At 68.0% G+C, this 14231-nt stretch carries 15 protein-coding genes and 1 tRNA gene; 13 read left to right on the top strand and 3 right to left on the bottom strand.

The annotated features are described in order from the left end of the window. The first annotated feature begins 77 nt into the window (after nucleotides 1-77). From F3H57_RS02890 to F3H57_RS02880, 3 genes are read left to right on the top strand one after another with little or no spacing between them, the layout of a single operon-like run. A complete protein-coding gene (locus tag F3H57_RS02890; protein WP_149754428.1) occupies nucleotides 78-647 on the top strand; it encodes an RNA polymerase sigma factor in 570 nt (189 codons plus the stop codon). Next, nucleotides 628-990, top strand: coding sequence for a dihydroorotate dehydrogenase (locus tag F3H57_RS02885; protein ID WP_149754347.1), 363 nt, complete (start codon nucleotides 628-630; stop codon nucleotides 988-990). Before F3H57_RS02890 ends, F3H57_RS02885 begins: the two co-directional genes overlap by 20 nt. 3 nt (nucleotides 991-993) lie before the next feature. Next, nucleotides 994-1476, top strand: coding sequence for a periplasmic heavy metal sensor (locus F3H57_RS02880; protein WP_149754346.1), 483 nt, complete (start codon nucleotides 994-996; stop codon nucleotides 1474-1476). On the opposite strand, the gene F3H57_RS02875 is transcribed toward F3H57_RS02880, so the two are convergent. Then, nucleotides 1428-2840: a diguanylate cyclase gene (locus F3H57_RS02875; protein WP_149754345.1), complete on the bottom strand. Its 1413-nt coding sequence runs from the start codon at nucleotides 2838-2840 to the stop codon at nucleotides 1428-1430. The genes F3H57_RS02880 and F3H57_RS02875 overlap by 49 nt on opposite strands. A 104-nt stretch (nucleotides 2841-2944) precedes the next feature. Between F3H57_RS02875 and F3H57_RS02870 the strand changes: the two genes are divergently transcribed. From F3H57_RS02870 to F3H57_RS02850, 5 genes are all read left to right on the top strand, one after another. Beyond that, nucleotides 2945-3229 (top strand): DUF3572 domain-containing protein, encoded by a 285-nt coding sequence (locus F3H57_RS02870; protein WP_149754344.1) that lies wholly within the window; start codon nucleotides 2945-2947, stop codon nucleotides 3227-3229. Between the two features lie 99 nt (nucleotides 3230-3328). Continuing rightward, nucleotides 3329-3943, top strand: a complete 615-nt coding sequence (locus F3H57_RS02865) for a heme NO-binding domain-containing protein (RefSeq protein ID WP_149754343.1) — start codon at nucleotides 3329-3331, stop codon at nucleotides 3941-3943. Further along, complete coding sequence (locus F3H57_RS02860) at nucleotides 3940-4914, top strand: diguanylate cyclase domain-containing protein (RefSeq protein WP_149754342.1); 975 nt, start codon at nucleotides 3940-3942, stop codon at nucleotides 4912-4914. Before F3H57_RS02865 ends, F3H57_RS02860 begins: the two co-directional genes overlap by 4 nt. Before the next feature lie 85 nt (nucleotides 4915-4999). Beyond that, a tRNA-Gln gene (locus F3H57_RS02855) sits at nucleotides 5000-5074 on the top strand. 688 nt (nucleotides 5075-5762) lie between these two features. Continuing rightward, the gene (locus F3H57_RS02850; RefSeq protein ID WP_149754341.1) at nucleotides 5763-6722 is read left to right on the top strand and encodes a GNAT family N-acetyltransferase; all 960 of its coding nucleotides are present in this window, start codon (nucleotides 5763-5765) and stop codon (nucleotides 6720-6722) included. Nucleotides 6723-6724: 2 nt separating this feature from the next. On the opposite strand, the gene F3H57_RS02845 is transcribed toward F3H57_RS02850, so the two are convergent. Both F3H57_RS02845 and F3H57_RS02840 read right to left on the bottom strand, forming a co-directional pair. Further along, a complete protein-coding gene (locus F3H57_RS02845) occupies nucleotides 6725-7927 on the bottom strand; it encodes an NAD(P)/FAD-dependent oxidoreductase (RefSeq protein ID WP_262504484.1) in 1203 nt (400 codons plus the stop codon). A 93-nt stretch (nucleotides 7928-8020) separates the two neighbouring features. Then, nucleotides 8021-8686, bottom strand: coding sequence for a haloacid dehalogenase type II (locus tag F3H57_RS02840; RefSeq protein WP_149754339.1), 666 nt, complete (start codon nucleotides 8684-8686; stop codon nucleotides 8021-8023). A gap of 208 nt (nucleotides 8687-8894) precedes the next feature. Between F3H57_RS02840 and argE the strand changes: the two genes are divergently transcribed. The 5 genes from argE (at nucleotide 8895) to F3H57_RS02815 (ending at nucleotide 14174) form a co-directional block, all read left to right on the top strand. Continuing rightward, nucleotides 8895-10007: an acetylornithine deacetylase gene (gene argE / locus F3H57_RS02835; protein WP_149754338.1), complete on the top strand. Its 1113-nt coding sequence runs from the start codon at nucleotides 8895-8897 to the stop codon at nucleotides 10005-10007. A 131-nt stretch (nucleotides 10008-10138) separates the two neighbouring features. After that, complete coding sequence (locus tag F3H57_RS02830; protein ID WP_149754337.1) at nucleotides 10139-10975, top strand: GNAT family N-acetyltransferase; 837 nt, start codon at nucleotides 10139-10141, stop codon at nucleotides 10973-10975. Nucleotides 10976-10995: 20 nt separating this feature from the next. Beyond that, nucleotides 10996-12372: an aminotransferase class III-fold pyridoxal phosphate-dependent enzyme gene (locus tag F3H57_RS02825; protein ID WP_149754336.1), complete on the top strand. Its 1377-nt coding sequence runs from the start codon at nucleotides 10996-10998 to the stop codon at nucleotides 12370-12372. Then, nucleotides 12369-13280 (top strand): 2-hydroxyacid dehydrogenase, encoded by a 912-nt coding sequence (locus tag F3H57_RS02820; RefSeq protein ID WP_149754335.1) that lies wholly within the window; start codon nucleotides 12369-12371, stop codon nucleotides 13278-13280. The genes F3H57_RS02825 and F3H57_RS02820 overlap by 4 nt, the downstream gene beginning before the upstream one ends. Nucleotides 13281-13439: 159 nt before the next feature. Beyond that, entirely contained in the window at nucleotides 13440-14174 is a 735-nt protein-coding gene (locus tag F3H57_RS02815; protein WP_149754334.1) for an HAD-IA family hydrolase, read from the top strand. Nucleotides 14175-14231: the final 57 nt, after the last annotated feature.

Raw genomic sequence — 14231 nt, 5'->3', positions numbered from 1 at the left:
CTGTGCCTTGCCCGGCGATTGTCCCGCCGCGAGGGGGACTGTAAGCGCGAAGGGCAGGACGGGTGCCGCTGGATGCGATGAACGATACGGGCGACGAGGAGCTGCTGGCGCGCTATGCCGCCGGCGACCGCGCGGCGGCGCAGGCGCTGACCCTGCGGCTGGTGCCCGGCGTCTTCGCCCATGCCACCCGGCTTCTCGGCGACCGCGCCGAGGCGGAGGACATCGCCCAGGAGGTGATGCTGAAGCTCTGGCGCATCGCGCCCGACTGGCGCGCGGGCGAGGCGAAGGTGACCACCTGGCTCTACCGCGTGACGGCGAACCTGTGCATCGACCGGATGCGGCGCCGGCGCGGCCACCCTCTCGACGAGGTGCCCGAGCCGGTGGACGACGCGCCCTCCGCCGATGCGCGGCTGGCCGAGGCCGACCGCGCATCGGCGCTGGCGGCAGCGCTCTCCGAGCTGCCGGCGCGGCAGCGGCAGGCGGTGGTCTTGCGCCACATCGAGGGTCTGGGCAATCCCGAGATCGCCCGGATCATGGACATCGGCCCGCGGGCGGTGGAAAGTCTCACCGCGCGGGGCAAGCGCGCGCTCGAGACGATCCTGTCGGGGCGGCGCGAGGAGCTTGGATATGCCGACACGGACACCTGACGACCGCCCCGACCCCGCCTCACGAGAGCTGGATTCCTGTTTCGAGGCCGCCCGCGCCGCACCGCCGGAGCCACCGGACGCGCTGTTGGCGCGCATCGCGGCCGACGGCCTGGCCCAGCAGGAGGCGCGCGCGGCGGCACGGCAGCGCGGTGCGCGCAGGCTGCCGCGGATGATGGCCGGGCTGCGCTGGCAGGGTGCCGGGCTGGCGGCGGCGCTGGCGCTGGGGCTCTTCATCGGCGTGCGCCCGCCCGAGACCCTGGCGGCCGCGCTCTGGGACACGGGCGAGGCGGAGCTACTGGTCGACCCGGTCTCGGCCTACGACCTGGCCTGGTACGAGGAGTGAGCGATGGGCGAGGATAAATCCCGGCGGCGCTGGCTGGCGCCGGCCCTCTTCGTGTCGTTGGCGCTGAACCTTCTGGTGGCGGGCGTCTTTGCGGGTGTGGTGCTGGGCGACGGCCCGCCGCATCGCGGCGCCGAAAAGCACGGGGGCGATCCGTCCTTTCCCTATATCCGCGCGCTCGACGATGCGCAGCGGGGGGCCCTGCGCGAGTCGTTCCGGCGCAGCCTGCAAGAGGGCGGGGAAGATCGTTCGGCGCGGCGGGCGCGGTTCGTCGGCGGCTACGAGGCCGCGGCCCGCGTGCTGCGGGCCGAGCCCTTCGACCGCGCCGCGCTGGCGCGAGCGATGTCCGAGCAGGCCGAGCGCGCCGCCGCGCGGCGGACCCGCGGGCAGGCGGTGCTGGTGGAGTTCCTCGCCGGCCTGACGCCCGAGGCGCGCGCCGCCTATGCCGACCGGCTGGAAGCCGAGATCGCCCGCTTCGGCGACAGGTGAGGCATCACCCGCGTGCCCACGGCGCGGTCCCGGCCGGCCTCCTTGGCGGCATAGAGCGCATGATCGGCCGCCGCGATCAGCGCGCCGGTCTCCAGCCCCGAGGCCGCGGGGCCGACCGTCGCCCCGGCGCTGATCGTCACCGGCAGGGGCGGCAGGCCGGCGCCGATCTTCACCGGCACCTCGCGCACTCGCGCGCAGAGCCGATTTGCGATGTTCAGCGTCTGGTCGGCGTCGGTATCGGGCAGGATGACCAGGAATTCCTCGCCGCCATGCCGCGCGAGGAGGTCGGCGGCGCGCAGGTTGTGCTGAAGCCGCCGCGCGATATCGGTCAGGACCAGGTCGCCGACCGCGTGGCCGTATCCGTCGTTGATGGTCTTGAAGCGGTCGATGTCCAGCATCAGCACGCCATAGGGCTTGCCGCTGCGCTGCGCCGCCGCGTCGATGCGCTCCAGGTGCGGCAGCGCGTAACGGCGATTGTAAAGGCCGGTCATCGGATCGGTCAGCGCGGCGCGCAGCCCTTCCTGCATGCTGGCGCGCAGCCGGTCCGTGACACGTTTTCGCTGCATCAGCTTCTCGGTCCGCAGGGTCAGTTCCTCGGGGAGGGCGGCGCCGATCACCAGGTCGTCGGCACCCAGATCGAGCGCCGTCGCCGCCTCGCGTCGCTGCCCTTCGGCGGCGATGTAGAGAATGGCGGCGCGGCGCGTGTCCGGTCGCGAGCGGACTTCGCTCAGCAGGTCGAGCGCGGCGCCGCCCGGTCCCTCGACCAGCACGAAGAGGTCGGTGGCGGCGGCGCGGCCCTGCAGCACGTCCTTTCGGGTGCAACTGGCCAGATCCGCGTTGGCCAGATCGCGCAGACCGGTGGCGATGGCACCGCGATCGGCGCCCGGCGCTTCCACCAGCGCCACGCGCGCGCGCGGCACAAAGGCCGAGGCGTCTTCGGCCAGCCCGAGCGCGCGGCCGGTGTCGTCGCGCAGCCGCAGCTCCCGCTCCGCTTCGCGCGCGCGCAGAAGGCTGCGCAGCCGGGCGAAGAGCAGAACCTCGTCGAGCGGGCGGGCCAACGTATCCTCGGCGCCGGCGCGCAGCGCTTCGAGCCGCCCGGCCGGGTCATCCGACGACTGGATCAGGATGACCGGCAGATCGCGGGAGGGCGACAGCGGCCGCAGCCTGCGGCAGAGTTCCGCCCCGGTCATGTCCTCCAGCCGGTTGGCGGCGAGGACGAGGTCGGGCCGGGTGCGCAGCGCCTCTTCCAGAGCCGCGGTCCCGCTGGCGGCCTGCGCCACGTCGTAAAAGGCAGAGCCCAGCTTCACCCGCAGGATGATCCGGTGCGTCGCCGTGCCGTCCACAACCAGGATCCGTCCGGTCATCGCGTTCCTCTTGGTCACGGGGGAGGGCAGCCTCCCGACCGTCTTGTCGCTGTCAGTCTTTCTTGAGATTGGTTAAGAAATGGTTGTCCGGAGAGGTACAAATTGTGACGATTTCGCGGGATCACGCCGAGACGATCGGTCTGCAAGCGATCGCCTGGCTTGCGGCGGACGAGGAGCTTCTGCCCGTCTTCATGGGTTCGACCGGCGCCGACGAGGCCACGATGCGCGAAGGTATCGGCGATCCGGCCTTCCAGGCGGCGGTGCTGGACTTCCTGCTGATGGACGATGCCTGGCTCACCCGGTTTTGCGACGAGACGGGGATCGACTACGCCGCGCCGATGCAGGCGCGCGCGATCCTGCCCGGAGGCGATCTGCCCGAATGGACCTGAGGCGCGCCGCCGAATGCGGCGAGACCGTGGAGTTTCGGATAAATTGAATGCGTTCCCCCTCTCTTAAGGTTCTTCTGCCACTCTCCGCGGCGGGGAGAGATGGGGTTCGACATGCATGTCCTGATCACTCGGATGCTCAAGGTGTTCGTCGAGGACACCTATGGCGCGGCGCGCTGGGACCAGGTGCTCGGCGTTGCCGGTCTGCGGCGCGTCGAAATCGACGCGCGGCTGCGCCATGACGCCGACCAGTCGGACCGGCTGATGCGCGCGGTCGAGGCGGAGTTCCGCCGGCCCATCGGCGGCGTGCTGGAGGATGTCGGGACCTATCTGGTGTCGCATCCGAACGCGCAGTCGATTCGCCGGCTGTTGCGGTTCTGCGGTGTCGACTTCGTCGATTTCCTGCATTCGCTGGAGGATCTGCCGGACCGTGTCGCTCTCGTGCTGCCCGACCTTGCCCTGCCCGAGATCGAAGTGCTCGGTGAGGGCGATGGCAGGTTCGAGATCCTGTGCCGCAATGCCCTTCCGGGCTTCTCGGAGCTCATTGCCGGGCTGGTGCGGGCAATGGCGGACGATTTCGGCGTGCTGGCTCTGCTCGAGCATGTCGGAGGCCACGGCGATTGCGACCGCGTCCGCGTTACCGTGATCGAGTGCGATTTCGCCGAAGGGCGCGATTTCCTGCTCGGCGGCGCAGACCTCGCCGAGGGCGCGGCATGAGCATCCCCGCCGCCATGCTCGACCGGCTTTGCCCGATGCATCTGGCCGTCGATGGCGGCGGACGCATCACACGGATCGGGCCGACGCTGGCGAAGGTCGTCCGATCTCCGTCGCCCGAGGGCACGCCGCTCTTCGATCTCTTCGAGGTCACGAGTCCGCGTGGCGTGCATTCGCTGGACGATCTTGTCCGGTTCAGCCTCCGGCGCCTGCGGCTAAAGCTGCGCCGCCCGCCGCACACACCGTTCGCCGGGCACTTCGTCGCCGCCGACACGGGCGGCGGCGTCGTGGACCTGTCCTTCGGGATCGCGGTCGCCTCGGCGCTGCGCGACCACCCGCTGACCAGCGCCGACTTTCCGCCCACCGATCTCACGGTCGAGATGCTCTTTCTGATCGAATCGAAATCGGCGGCGATGGATTCGGCGCTGCAGCTCAACCAGCGGCTTCAGAGCGCGCGGCTGATGGCGGAAGAACAGGCCCACACCGATACGCTGACCGGGCTGCGCAACCGCCGGGCGGTGGAGGTCGAGCTTGCCGGCCTCGCCGCGCGGCAGGACCCGTTCGCGGTCATGCAGATCGACCTCGACCACTTCAAGGCGGTCAACGACACGTTCGGGCACGGCGCCGGCGACCGCGTGTTGGAGGCGGTGGCCGATGCGATGGTCGCCGGCACGCGCCGTGGCGACCTCGCTGCGCGGATCGGTGGCGACGAGTTCCTCGTGATCGTGCCGACCCCGCCGAACCCGGAAACGCTGCGCCGGACGGCGGAGCGTCTGATCGCGCGGATCAAGGTTCCGGTGCGTTACCGGGGCCAGCTTCTGCAGATTTCAGCGAGCGTCGGAATCGCGTGTCACCGAGGCGGTCCCATCGGCGCTCCGGGACGCCTGATAGAGGCGGCCGACGCCGCCCTTTACGCGGCCAAGAGCGCGGGACGCAGCCGCGTCGTGTTTGCCGATTGCGACGACGCGGCGTGACCCTCGGGCCATCGCACGTAAGACGGTATTTTTGCCGATGCAGGACTTGATCCTGCCGGAGCCACAACGTAAGTAGCGCGCCAGTTGGGGTGTAGCCAAGCGGTAAGGCAGCGGTTTTTGGTACCGTGTACCGTAGGTTCGAATCCTACCACCCCAGCCATGATCCAGAAAAATTCATCCCTTCCGGGAGGATATCCGTTGCTCCAGCAGCGATCCGCCCGGCTCTACGCGGTTTTGGTTCACATCTCGCGGGGTGTGGAGCGTGGGAACCGTCGAGAGATCTGGGCTTGAGCTCGTGCGCAGATACGGCCTGACGGACGGGGACGGCGACAGCCGGCTCGCGGACCTGTGGGCGGGGGCGGCCGTCTCAATGTCTTCATCACGCTCGGAACAACGATCACAGGGGCCGTGGGATAAATGGGTGCGGGGAAGGGCACTCCGGCTGTGATCGGTCGTGCGCATCACAGACGGCCATTTCGCTCGGCGTCGTCCGGATCTGCCAGAGGCGGAGCACGAAGAGCCGGTCGTCGCCGGCATTGGGCGCACGAACGATGATAGCCGTCGTCGAGGCAGTAGACCCCGCCCGCGTCATCGCACTCGCCGATGATCGCGGGCCTTCCCCGTTGCGGCGCGACGATGCCTGTTACAGGAGTTTTCGGTTCTGCGGCCGCTCCGGAAGCGAGTCTGGCGGCAATCTGGTCAACAGGCTTGCGGCGAGCCGCCGCGAAGAGCCGATATCATCGGTTGCGAGGGAGGCGGAAACTCTCTTCAGCAGATCTACGATACCAAGCGTACAGGAACGGCAGTAAAGACTGCTGTTTCGAGGTTACTTTGGGTATTCGGCGTGAATGAACGGAAGCGAACCGATGCGAAGGAAAACACAGGAAACTCGTCATGCGGCCGATGAGGACCACGAAGGCCGCTCGAGTTCCGAGGAACGTCCGGATTTGCGGATCGATAGCTACGATGCCAGGGTCCTCGAGATCTCGTACGCCCATATCGAGCTTCTGCACGAACTGACCATCGGCGTGTTCTGGCCGCACCGGCGCGATGATCTGCGGTTTTTCGTCGATCTGGGGTGCGGGTATGTTGCCGTCGACGCCATCGGCCGGCCGATGGCCTCTGCAATGGCGTTCGGCGACGGCGAGGAAGTGAACTTCCTGGGCATGATGGTAACTCCGCCCCGCCTGCAATCGCATGGGGCAGGGCGCTGGTTGCTGCGCCGGTTGATGGAAGAACGGCCCGGCGTCGATATGCGGCTAAGCGCCACGCGGTCCGGATACCGGCTTTACGAAAGCGCCGGCTTCATCCCGGTGGACGTCATTCGCCAGCATCAGGGTATCGTCACGCGCGTGGAGGCGCCGTGCGCCGCGGAGGGCGTCACAGTGCGCAAGATGCGGACGGAAGATCACTCCGCGGTGCGTGCCCTCGATCTCGTCGCCTTCGGCGCGGGACGGCAACGTACTCTTGAATACCTCCTTGCGATGACGGAGGGGGTCGTGGCCGTTCGGGACAACGAGCCTTGCGGCTACGCGCTGTGTCGGCGGTTCGGCCGGGGCGAGGTGATCGGTCCGCTCGTTGCCGATGACGAGCAAGTCGCGATGATGCTTGCCGCGCCGTTCGTACAGCGCGCCGAGGGCCGCTTTCTCCGCATCGACACGCCTGATCGGGGCGAGCGCTTCGGAGGATTTCTAGCCGCCGCCGGCATGGGCGTGTTCGACACCGTGACGGAGATGTATATCGGCAATGACCGCCGTCCGCGCGAGGGCGTGCGCATCTTCGGCTTGGCTGCCCAGTCGCTCGGTTGACGTCAGGACAGCCGGTCCTTCAGCCCGAACCACAGGCCCACGAGCGGCAGGAACCACGGTTTGCCGGAATGGGCCGGAATCGCCGGCCAGGAAAGTCCGTCTAGCGGATTTGTTCCGGCCTTGCCGCACGCCATGTCGGCAAGAACCTGTCCCATGAGCGTCGACATCTGGGCGCCGTGGCCGGAATAGCCCATGGCATAGAAAAGACCGTCGGCTTCGCCCGCGCGCGGCAGTCGGTCCTTGGTCATGTCGACGAGACCGCCCCAGCAGTAGTCGATATCGATGCCTTGGAGTTGGGGGAAAATCTGCTCCATCCCCCGGCGCAGGATCTCGCCGGACCTCGCGTCGGAGCGCTGGTCCGAGGTGGCCGAGAACCTCGCGCGGCCTCCGAAAATCAGCCGGCGATCCGGCGAGAGGCGGAAATAGTTGCCGATGTTCATCGACGTCACGCAAGTCCGGTCGCCGGGCATGACCGAGACGGCCTCCTCCCCGCTTAGCGGCCTGGTTGCGACGATGAACGAGCCGACCGAGATCAGGCGCCGACGGAAGTAGCGCAGCGGGGCGGACGGTACCTCGCCGGAATAGGCTCCGGTGGCGGCGATTACGGTCCTGGCCTGCAACGTTCCGCGTGGCGTTGACAGGGCCCAGCCGTCGCCCATGCGCGCGCGTCCCGTAACCGGAGCCTCATGCCAGATGGACGCACCGCGCGCCTTCGCGGCACGGGCCAGACCGGTCACAAAGCGGCCCATATGCATCATCGCGGATTTTCGGTAGAGCATCCCGCCGTGGAACGCCTGCGATCCCACTTCGCCGGAGAGGTCCGAGCGGTCAAGCCATGCGGTATCGGGATCCACCTCACGGCGGATCAGCTCGTAGTTGGCATGCATGCCCTCCACATGCGACGGTTTCGAGGCGAGCTTGAGCTTGCCCGAGCGGCGAAAGTCGCAGTTGATGCGCTCTTCGGCGACGATGTCCTCGATCAGGTCGATGGACCGGTCGTAGGCCTTGTAGAGAGCATGCGCGCGCTCGGCCCCCAGATGGGCCTTGGCGTCGGCGTAGCCGTGCGCCATGCCGTTGTTGAGATGGCCGCCATTGCGCCCGGAAGCGCCGAAGCCGACATGCCGTGCCTCGAGCAGCGCGACCCGCGCGCCCGCGCGCGCCAGGCTGCGCGCGGCGTTCAGCCCCGTGAAGCCGCCGCCGATCACCGCTACATCGAAGCTGCCCTCCACGGGGCCGGGTTCGGCATCGAGGAAAGACTCGGCGGTGTCGTGCCAGTATGACTCGTACTTCATGGCGGCTCAGAGTCCGACGACGGCAGGAAGCTGCGAGACGTCGGAAATCTCGGTGTAGCCGTAATACGGGTTGGCGGGTTCGTGACCGCGATTCACCCACACCTTGTTGGTGATCCCGAGGTCGTGCGCCGTCATCAGATCGTAGCGGAAACTCGACGAGACATGCAGCACGTCCTCCGGCCCGCAGCCGAGCTGGTCGAACATGTGCTCGAAGGCGCGCATCTGCGGCTTGTAGGCCTGCGCGTCCTCGGCGGTGTAGACATGCGCGATGGGCGCGCCCAGCTTTTCGATGTTCGACTGGATCTGGCTGTTCATCGAATTGGTGAGAGCCACGAGCGGGATTTCTCCCGCGATCTTGGCGAGGCCCGCGGGCACGTCGGGGTGGGGGCCCCAGGTCGGCACCCGGGCGTAGATGTCGTCGGCCACCGCCGGATCGAAGGCGACGCGGTTGCGACGGCAGGTGCGCTCCAGCGCGTTGTGCACGAGATCGGCATAAGGCTTCCAAGCGCCAAGAACCTCGTCGAGCCGATAGGCCGAGAAGTCGCGGATGAACTTGTCCATTGCCTCCGGTGACAGCTGCGCGGCGTAGTGGTCGCGCGCCGCCCCGGCCATGTCGAAGAAGATCATGGTACCATGACAGTCGAAGGTGATGAATTTGGGGCGCACGGGCATGGGCGGTCTCTCCTGACGGGCTTCGTTGCACCCATCATCTTCCGCTTCGTGCCACACAGCTTGCCGCGTTTCGCGCATTCGGCGCAGGAAATTCCGTTTCGTCGCGTCCGGGCGGCAAATGGTGCCACGGCCGGGCCGTCTTCCGCGCTCGTTGCCGTTGGCGCGGCGATATCCTGATCCGGCAGAAATTGAGCGAAGGTCGCACGACATGACAGACGACAGCGCAACGGCGATACTTGCGGACCTCGTCGGGTTCGACAGCGTGGTCGGCACGCCCAACGGGGCGATCATGGACTATGTCGCCGAACGGATGGACCGCGTCGCCCTATCCTGCCACAGGATGACCGGCCCCGAGGGCGACCGCGAGAATCTCTTCGCCACGATCGGCGATCCTTGCCGGCCCGGCTATATCCTCTCGGCGCATGTCGACGTCGTGCCAGCCACAGAGCCCGACTGGCAGGGCGACCCCTTCCGGTTACGGCGCGACGGCGACCGGCTGATCGGACGGGGCGCTTGCGACATGAAGGGGTTCGTCGCCGCGATATTGGCTGCGCTGCCTGACCTTGCCGCCATGCACCTCTCGACGCCGATCCACATCGCGCTGTCCTATGACGAGGAGGCGGGCTGTCGCGGCGTGCCCCACATGATCGCGGCGCTGCCGAGCCTCTGCGCGCCGCCGCTCGGATGCATCGTCGGCGAGCCGACAGGGCTGGCCCCGGTCCTGGCGCATAAGGGCAAGGCGGCCGTCGCGATCCGTGCCACGGGGCGTGCAGGACACAGTTCTCGCCCGGATCTCGGGGTAAACGCCATCCACAGGCTGGCGCCGGTCCTGGCGTCGGTCGTCAGCCGGGCCGCGTCACTCGAGAAGGGGCCGACGGACACGCGATTCGCGCCTCCGTGGTCGAGCCTGCAAGCCGGCATCATCGCAGGCGGACAGGCGATCAACATCGTCCCTGACCGGGCCGAAGTGCTTATCGAGGCGCGCGCCATTTCCGGTGTCGATCCAGAGGAGGTGCTCGAACCGGTCATAGCCGCCGCAGACTCGTGCGAAGTCGAGTGGTTGTCGCGCTACCCTGCACTGGCGCTGCCGGCGGATGCGCCGCTCGCCGCGCTGGCCGAACGCCTCGCGGGGCGCAGCCCGATCGGTGCTGTCAGCTTCGGCACGGAGGCCGGCCTTTATCAGGAGGCGGGCGTCCCGGCCATCGTCTGCGGCCCCGGCGACATCGCCCGCGCGCACAGGCCCGAAGAATACCTGCGCGTCGATGAACTCGAGGCGGCCACCGCGATGATACGCGCCCTCGGGCGCGGTCTCGCCGAATGAGCGGCATATCCTGCGGTGCCGGCGCCTTGACGCAACGCAAACGCGTGGCACCGCTTCGGGATGCCGACGATCATACCGCCAGCTCGGATGTAATCTGAAGGCAACCGGACGATCAGATTGCGAAGACGATGATGGACTATCAGACCGAAGACCAAACGGGCCGGGCGATCACGCTGGAGCCGTTCGCTGACGCCCATTTGGCGGGAGCGATGCGGCTGTCCGCGGAGGTCGGATGGCCGCATCGCGAAGAGGACTGGCGCATGGTCCTTTCCGTCTCTCGCGGCGTTGCCGCCGTTGCGGGCGGCAATGTCGTGGGCACGGCGCTCTGCAGCGATTTCGGTCCGGTCGCGGCGATCAACATGATCATTGTGGACGAGAACATGCGCGGCCGCCGGCTTGGCCGTCGCCTGATGGAAGCGGTGCTGGAGATCGCGGGCGATCGCGAATGCCGTCTCGTCGGCACCGAGATGGGATTGCCGCTCTATCGCAAGCTCGGCTTCGAGGCGACGGGGCAGATCGTCCAGCATCAGGGGATAGCGGTCTCAACGGCGCCGGAACAACCGGTCGCCACCGCCGGGAAAGACCACGTTTCGCAGCTTGTAAATCTGGACCGTGCCGCAACCGGTCTGTCCCGCTCGCGCCTTCTGGAGGCCATCGCGGCCGCGGGGGAGGCGCTGCAGACGGATGGCGGGGTCGCGATGGTCCGCCCTTTCGGACGGGGCCGCGTTCTCGGCCCGATCCTGGCAAAGAGCGATTCCGCGGCACGGGCCCTGATGAGCGAGGCGGCACGCCGCTCTGCCGGCAGCTTCCTGCGGGTCGACATGCCGGAGAGCCACGCGCTTGGCGAACACGCCGAGACGCTCGGGCTCGTCCATGCCGGCGGCGGAACCGCAATGACACGGAAGGCGGGCGCACGCCCGTCCACCGAATATTCGACATACGCGCTCGTCTCGCAGGCGCTGGGATGACTACCTCGGAGACAACGATCATGCTGAGCAATTCTCTTGTCGACCTCGACCGGCGGCACCTCGTACATCCTGTGTCGTCCTATCGCGGGCACGAGGCGCGGGGCGTGCGCGTCTTGCGCTCCGCCCACGGCGCCCGGGTGGTCGACGCCGAGGGTCGCGAGCTGATCGACGGCTTCGCAGGCCTCTGGTGCGTCAATGCCGGCTATGGCCAGGACAGCATCGTGGAGGCGGCGACCGAACAGTTGCGCAAACTGCCCTATGCCACGGGGTATTTCGATCTCGGCTCGGAGCCCGCGATCCGGCTGGCGGCAGAGCTGGCCGAGCGTGCGCCGGGCGATCTGAATCGCGTCTACTTCACGCTCGGCGGGTCGGACGCGGTCGACAGCACGATCCGCTTCGTTCGCTATTACTGGCACGCGAAAGGCGCGCCGGAGCGCGATCAGTTCATTTCCGTCGCCCAAGGCTATCACGGCTCGACGGCGGGCGGCGCGGGTCTGACGGCGCTTCCGGCCTTCCACGAAGGTTTCGGGCTGCCCTATGACTGGCAGCACAAGATTTCGTCTCACGATCTCTACCGCAACCCCAACGCGCACGACCCCGAGGCGGTGATCGCCGCCTCGGTCGAAGAGCTTGAGGCCAAGATCGCAGGGATCGGGGCGGAGCGTGTCGCGGCATTCTACGTCGAACCGATCCAGGGGTCAGGCGGCGTTCTGGTTCCCCCGGCGGGCTGGATCAAGGCGATGCGCGACGTCTGCACCAAGCACGGGGTGCTGTTCGTTGCGGACGAGGTCATCACCGGCTTTGGCCGCACCGGGCCGCTCTTTGCCTGCGACGACGAAGGCATCGTGCCGGACATGATGACTGTCGCGAAGGGTCTCACCTCGGGTTACGCGCCGATGGGGGCGGTCTTCCTGAGCGACGGGGTCTACGATGTCATTGCGGACGGCGCGGGCCCCAAGGCGGTCGGCCACGGTTTCACCTATTCGGCGCATCCCGTGTCGGCGGCGGTCGGACGCGAGGTGCTGGCGCTCTACGAAGGGGGACTTCTCGACAACGGCCGGGCGATGGGCGCCCGGCTGCAGGCCGGTTTGAAGGACCTGGCGGACCACCCGCTTGTCGGCGACGTGCGCGGGCGCGGGATGCTGGCGGCGCTGGAGCTTGTGACAGACAAGGCGGCCAAGACGCCGCTGCCGGCGGAGGTCCAGCCGGCGACGCGCCTCTTCGACCGCGCGTGGGAGGCCGGGCTCGTGCTGCGGGCCTTCCCGACAGGTGTCTTCGGCTATGCCCCGCCGCTCTGCAGTACGGCCGACGATATAGACGGTATCGTCGAACGCACAAGGACGGTTCTGGACCTGACCCTCGAGGACCCGGAGATCCGCGCGGTGCTGCGCACGTGACGACGCTCCTTCTGTCCACGCCCGAACGCGCCGAGGTCTGGGGCCGTGTCTTCGCCGAGGCGGGCGAACGGTTGCTGGTGGATGCGGCTGACGTGCGCGACCCGGGCGAGGTCCTGCATCTTGCCTGCTGGACGCCGCCGGCAGACATCGCGCGCTATACCGCGCTCAAGACTGTCATCAGCGTCGGGGCCGGTGTCGATCAGATGCCACCCTTGCCCGAAGGCGTGACGCTGGTGCGCACGCTCGCTCCGGGGATCGAGCAGATGGTGCGCGACTACGTGGTGATGGCGGCGCTGGCGCTTTACCGTGACCTGCCGGTCTACATCGCGCAATCGGCGCAGGGAAAATGGGCGCCGATGCCGGCGCCGGACGCGGCACGCCGCCGGGTCGGTATCATGGGGATGGGCCGGATCGGCCGGCTCGCGGCCCGGAGTCTGACAGGGCTCGGCTTCGCGGTCGCAGGATGGAGCCGCTCCGGAGCTCCCGTCGAGGACGTCGAGATGTTCGCGCAGGATGATCTCGTCAGCTTCCTCGGTAGAACCGACATCCTGATCTGTCTATTGCCCCTGACCGGCGCGACGCATGGTGTCTTGAACGCAGAGTTGTTGTCACATCTGCCCGCGGGCGCTGCGCTCGTGCAGGCGGGACGCGGTGCGCAGCTCGACATGGCGGCCCTGCGCGCGGCCCTCGACAGCGGGCACATGAAGGCGGCAATGCTTGACGTGACCGATCCCGAACCGTTGCCGGCGGATCACTGGGCGTGGCGCCATCCCAAGGTTCTGGTGACACCTCATGTCGCTGCCCAGACCGATGCCGAAGAGGGCGCCGCACACGCGCTGTCCGTGGTCTCGGCCGCGCGGGCGGGGCATGCGATCCCTGGCCGCGTTGATCCGCAGCGCGGTTACTGATGGGCGGCAACCGGGGGAATCTGCCGGGCCGGGGGGCTATTCGAAACAATCTGCCGCTTTGCCCGCCGGCTTCGGCAAATCACGCGACGTCATCCACGACACACTGATACGAAGCACACTGCCCGCGGGGCGGGACAGCCAGGAAAGGGCCCTTAGCGCATGGCGACAACGACCGAAGCCAAGCCAGTGACGGCGTTCACCTACATGAGTTTCGACGTTGTCGGGACCTTGATCGATTTCGAGGGAGCCATTCGGCACGGGCTGTCGCAGATCGCTGCGGCGCACGGCATCGACGTGGACATCGAAGCCGCGCTCGTGACCTACCGCGACGCGCGCCGGCAACCGGGCGCGAACCGTTTCCCGGACGATCTGGCGCGGTGCTACAGTGTGATCGCGGCCGAGTTCGGCCTTCCCGACACCGAGGATGCGCGCCGGACCATGGTCACCGCGATGGGCGATGCGCGACCGTTCCCGGACAGCGTGGAGGCGCTGGCGCGGCTCGGCCGGCACTACAAGCTTGTGGCGATGACAAACGCTCAGCGGTGGGCGTTCGAGCGCTACGCAGAGGCGCTCGGCCAGCCATTCCATGCCAGCTTCACGGTGGACGACACCGTCTGTGAGAAACCCGATCCGGCGTTCTTCCGGCACGTCTTCGACGCGCTTTCCGGGGAGGGCGCGGCGCCGGGCGACATACTCCATACCGCCCAGAGCCAGTACCACGATATCGGCGTATCCCGCGATCTCGGCATGACCAATGTCTGGATCGAACGGCGCCACGACCGAGCCGGCTACGGCGGCACGATCGAGCCCGATGCCTTCACTCGGCCCGACTATCACTTCCGCGCCTTGTCCGAGCTTGCGGATGCCGTTGATGCGGCGCTTGCCGGACGCTGAGGCCGCCACGGAATCCAGCCAGCCCGGCACAAGACCGGGACGGATAAACCAGCAACA

This window comes from Roseivivax sediminis (assembly GCF_900112685.1).
Classification (GTDB): domain Bacteria; phylum Pseudomonadota; class Alphaproteobacteria; order Rhodobacterales; family Rhodobacteraceae; genus Roseivivax; species Roseivivax sediminis.
The sequence above is the reverse complement of the archived record's forward strand: the minus strand, read 5'-3'. Positions and strand labels throughout refer to the sequence as shown.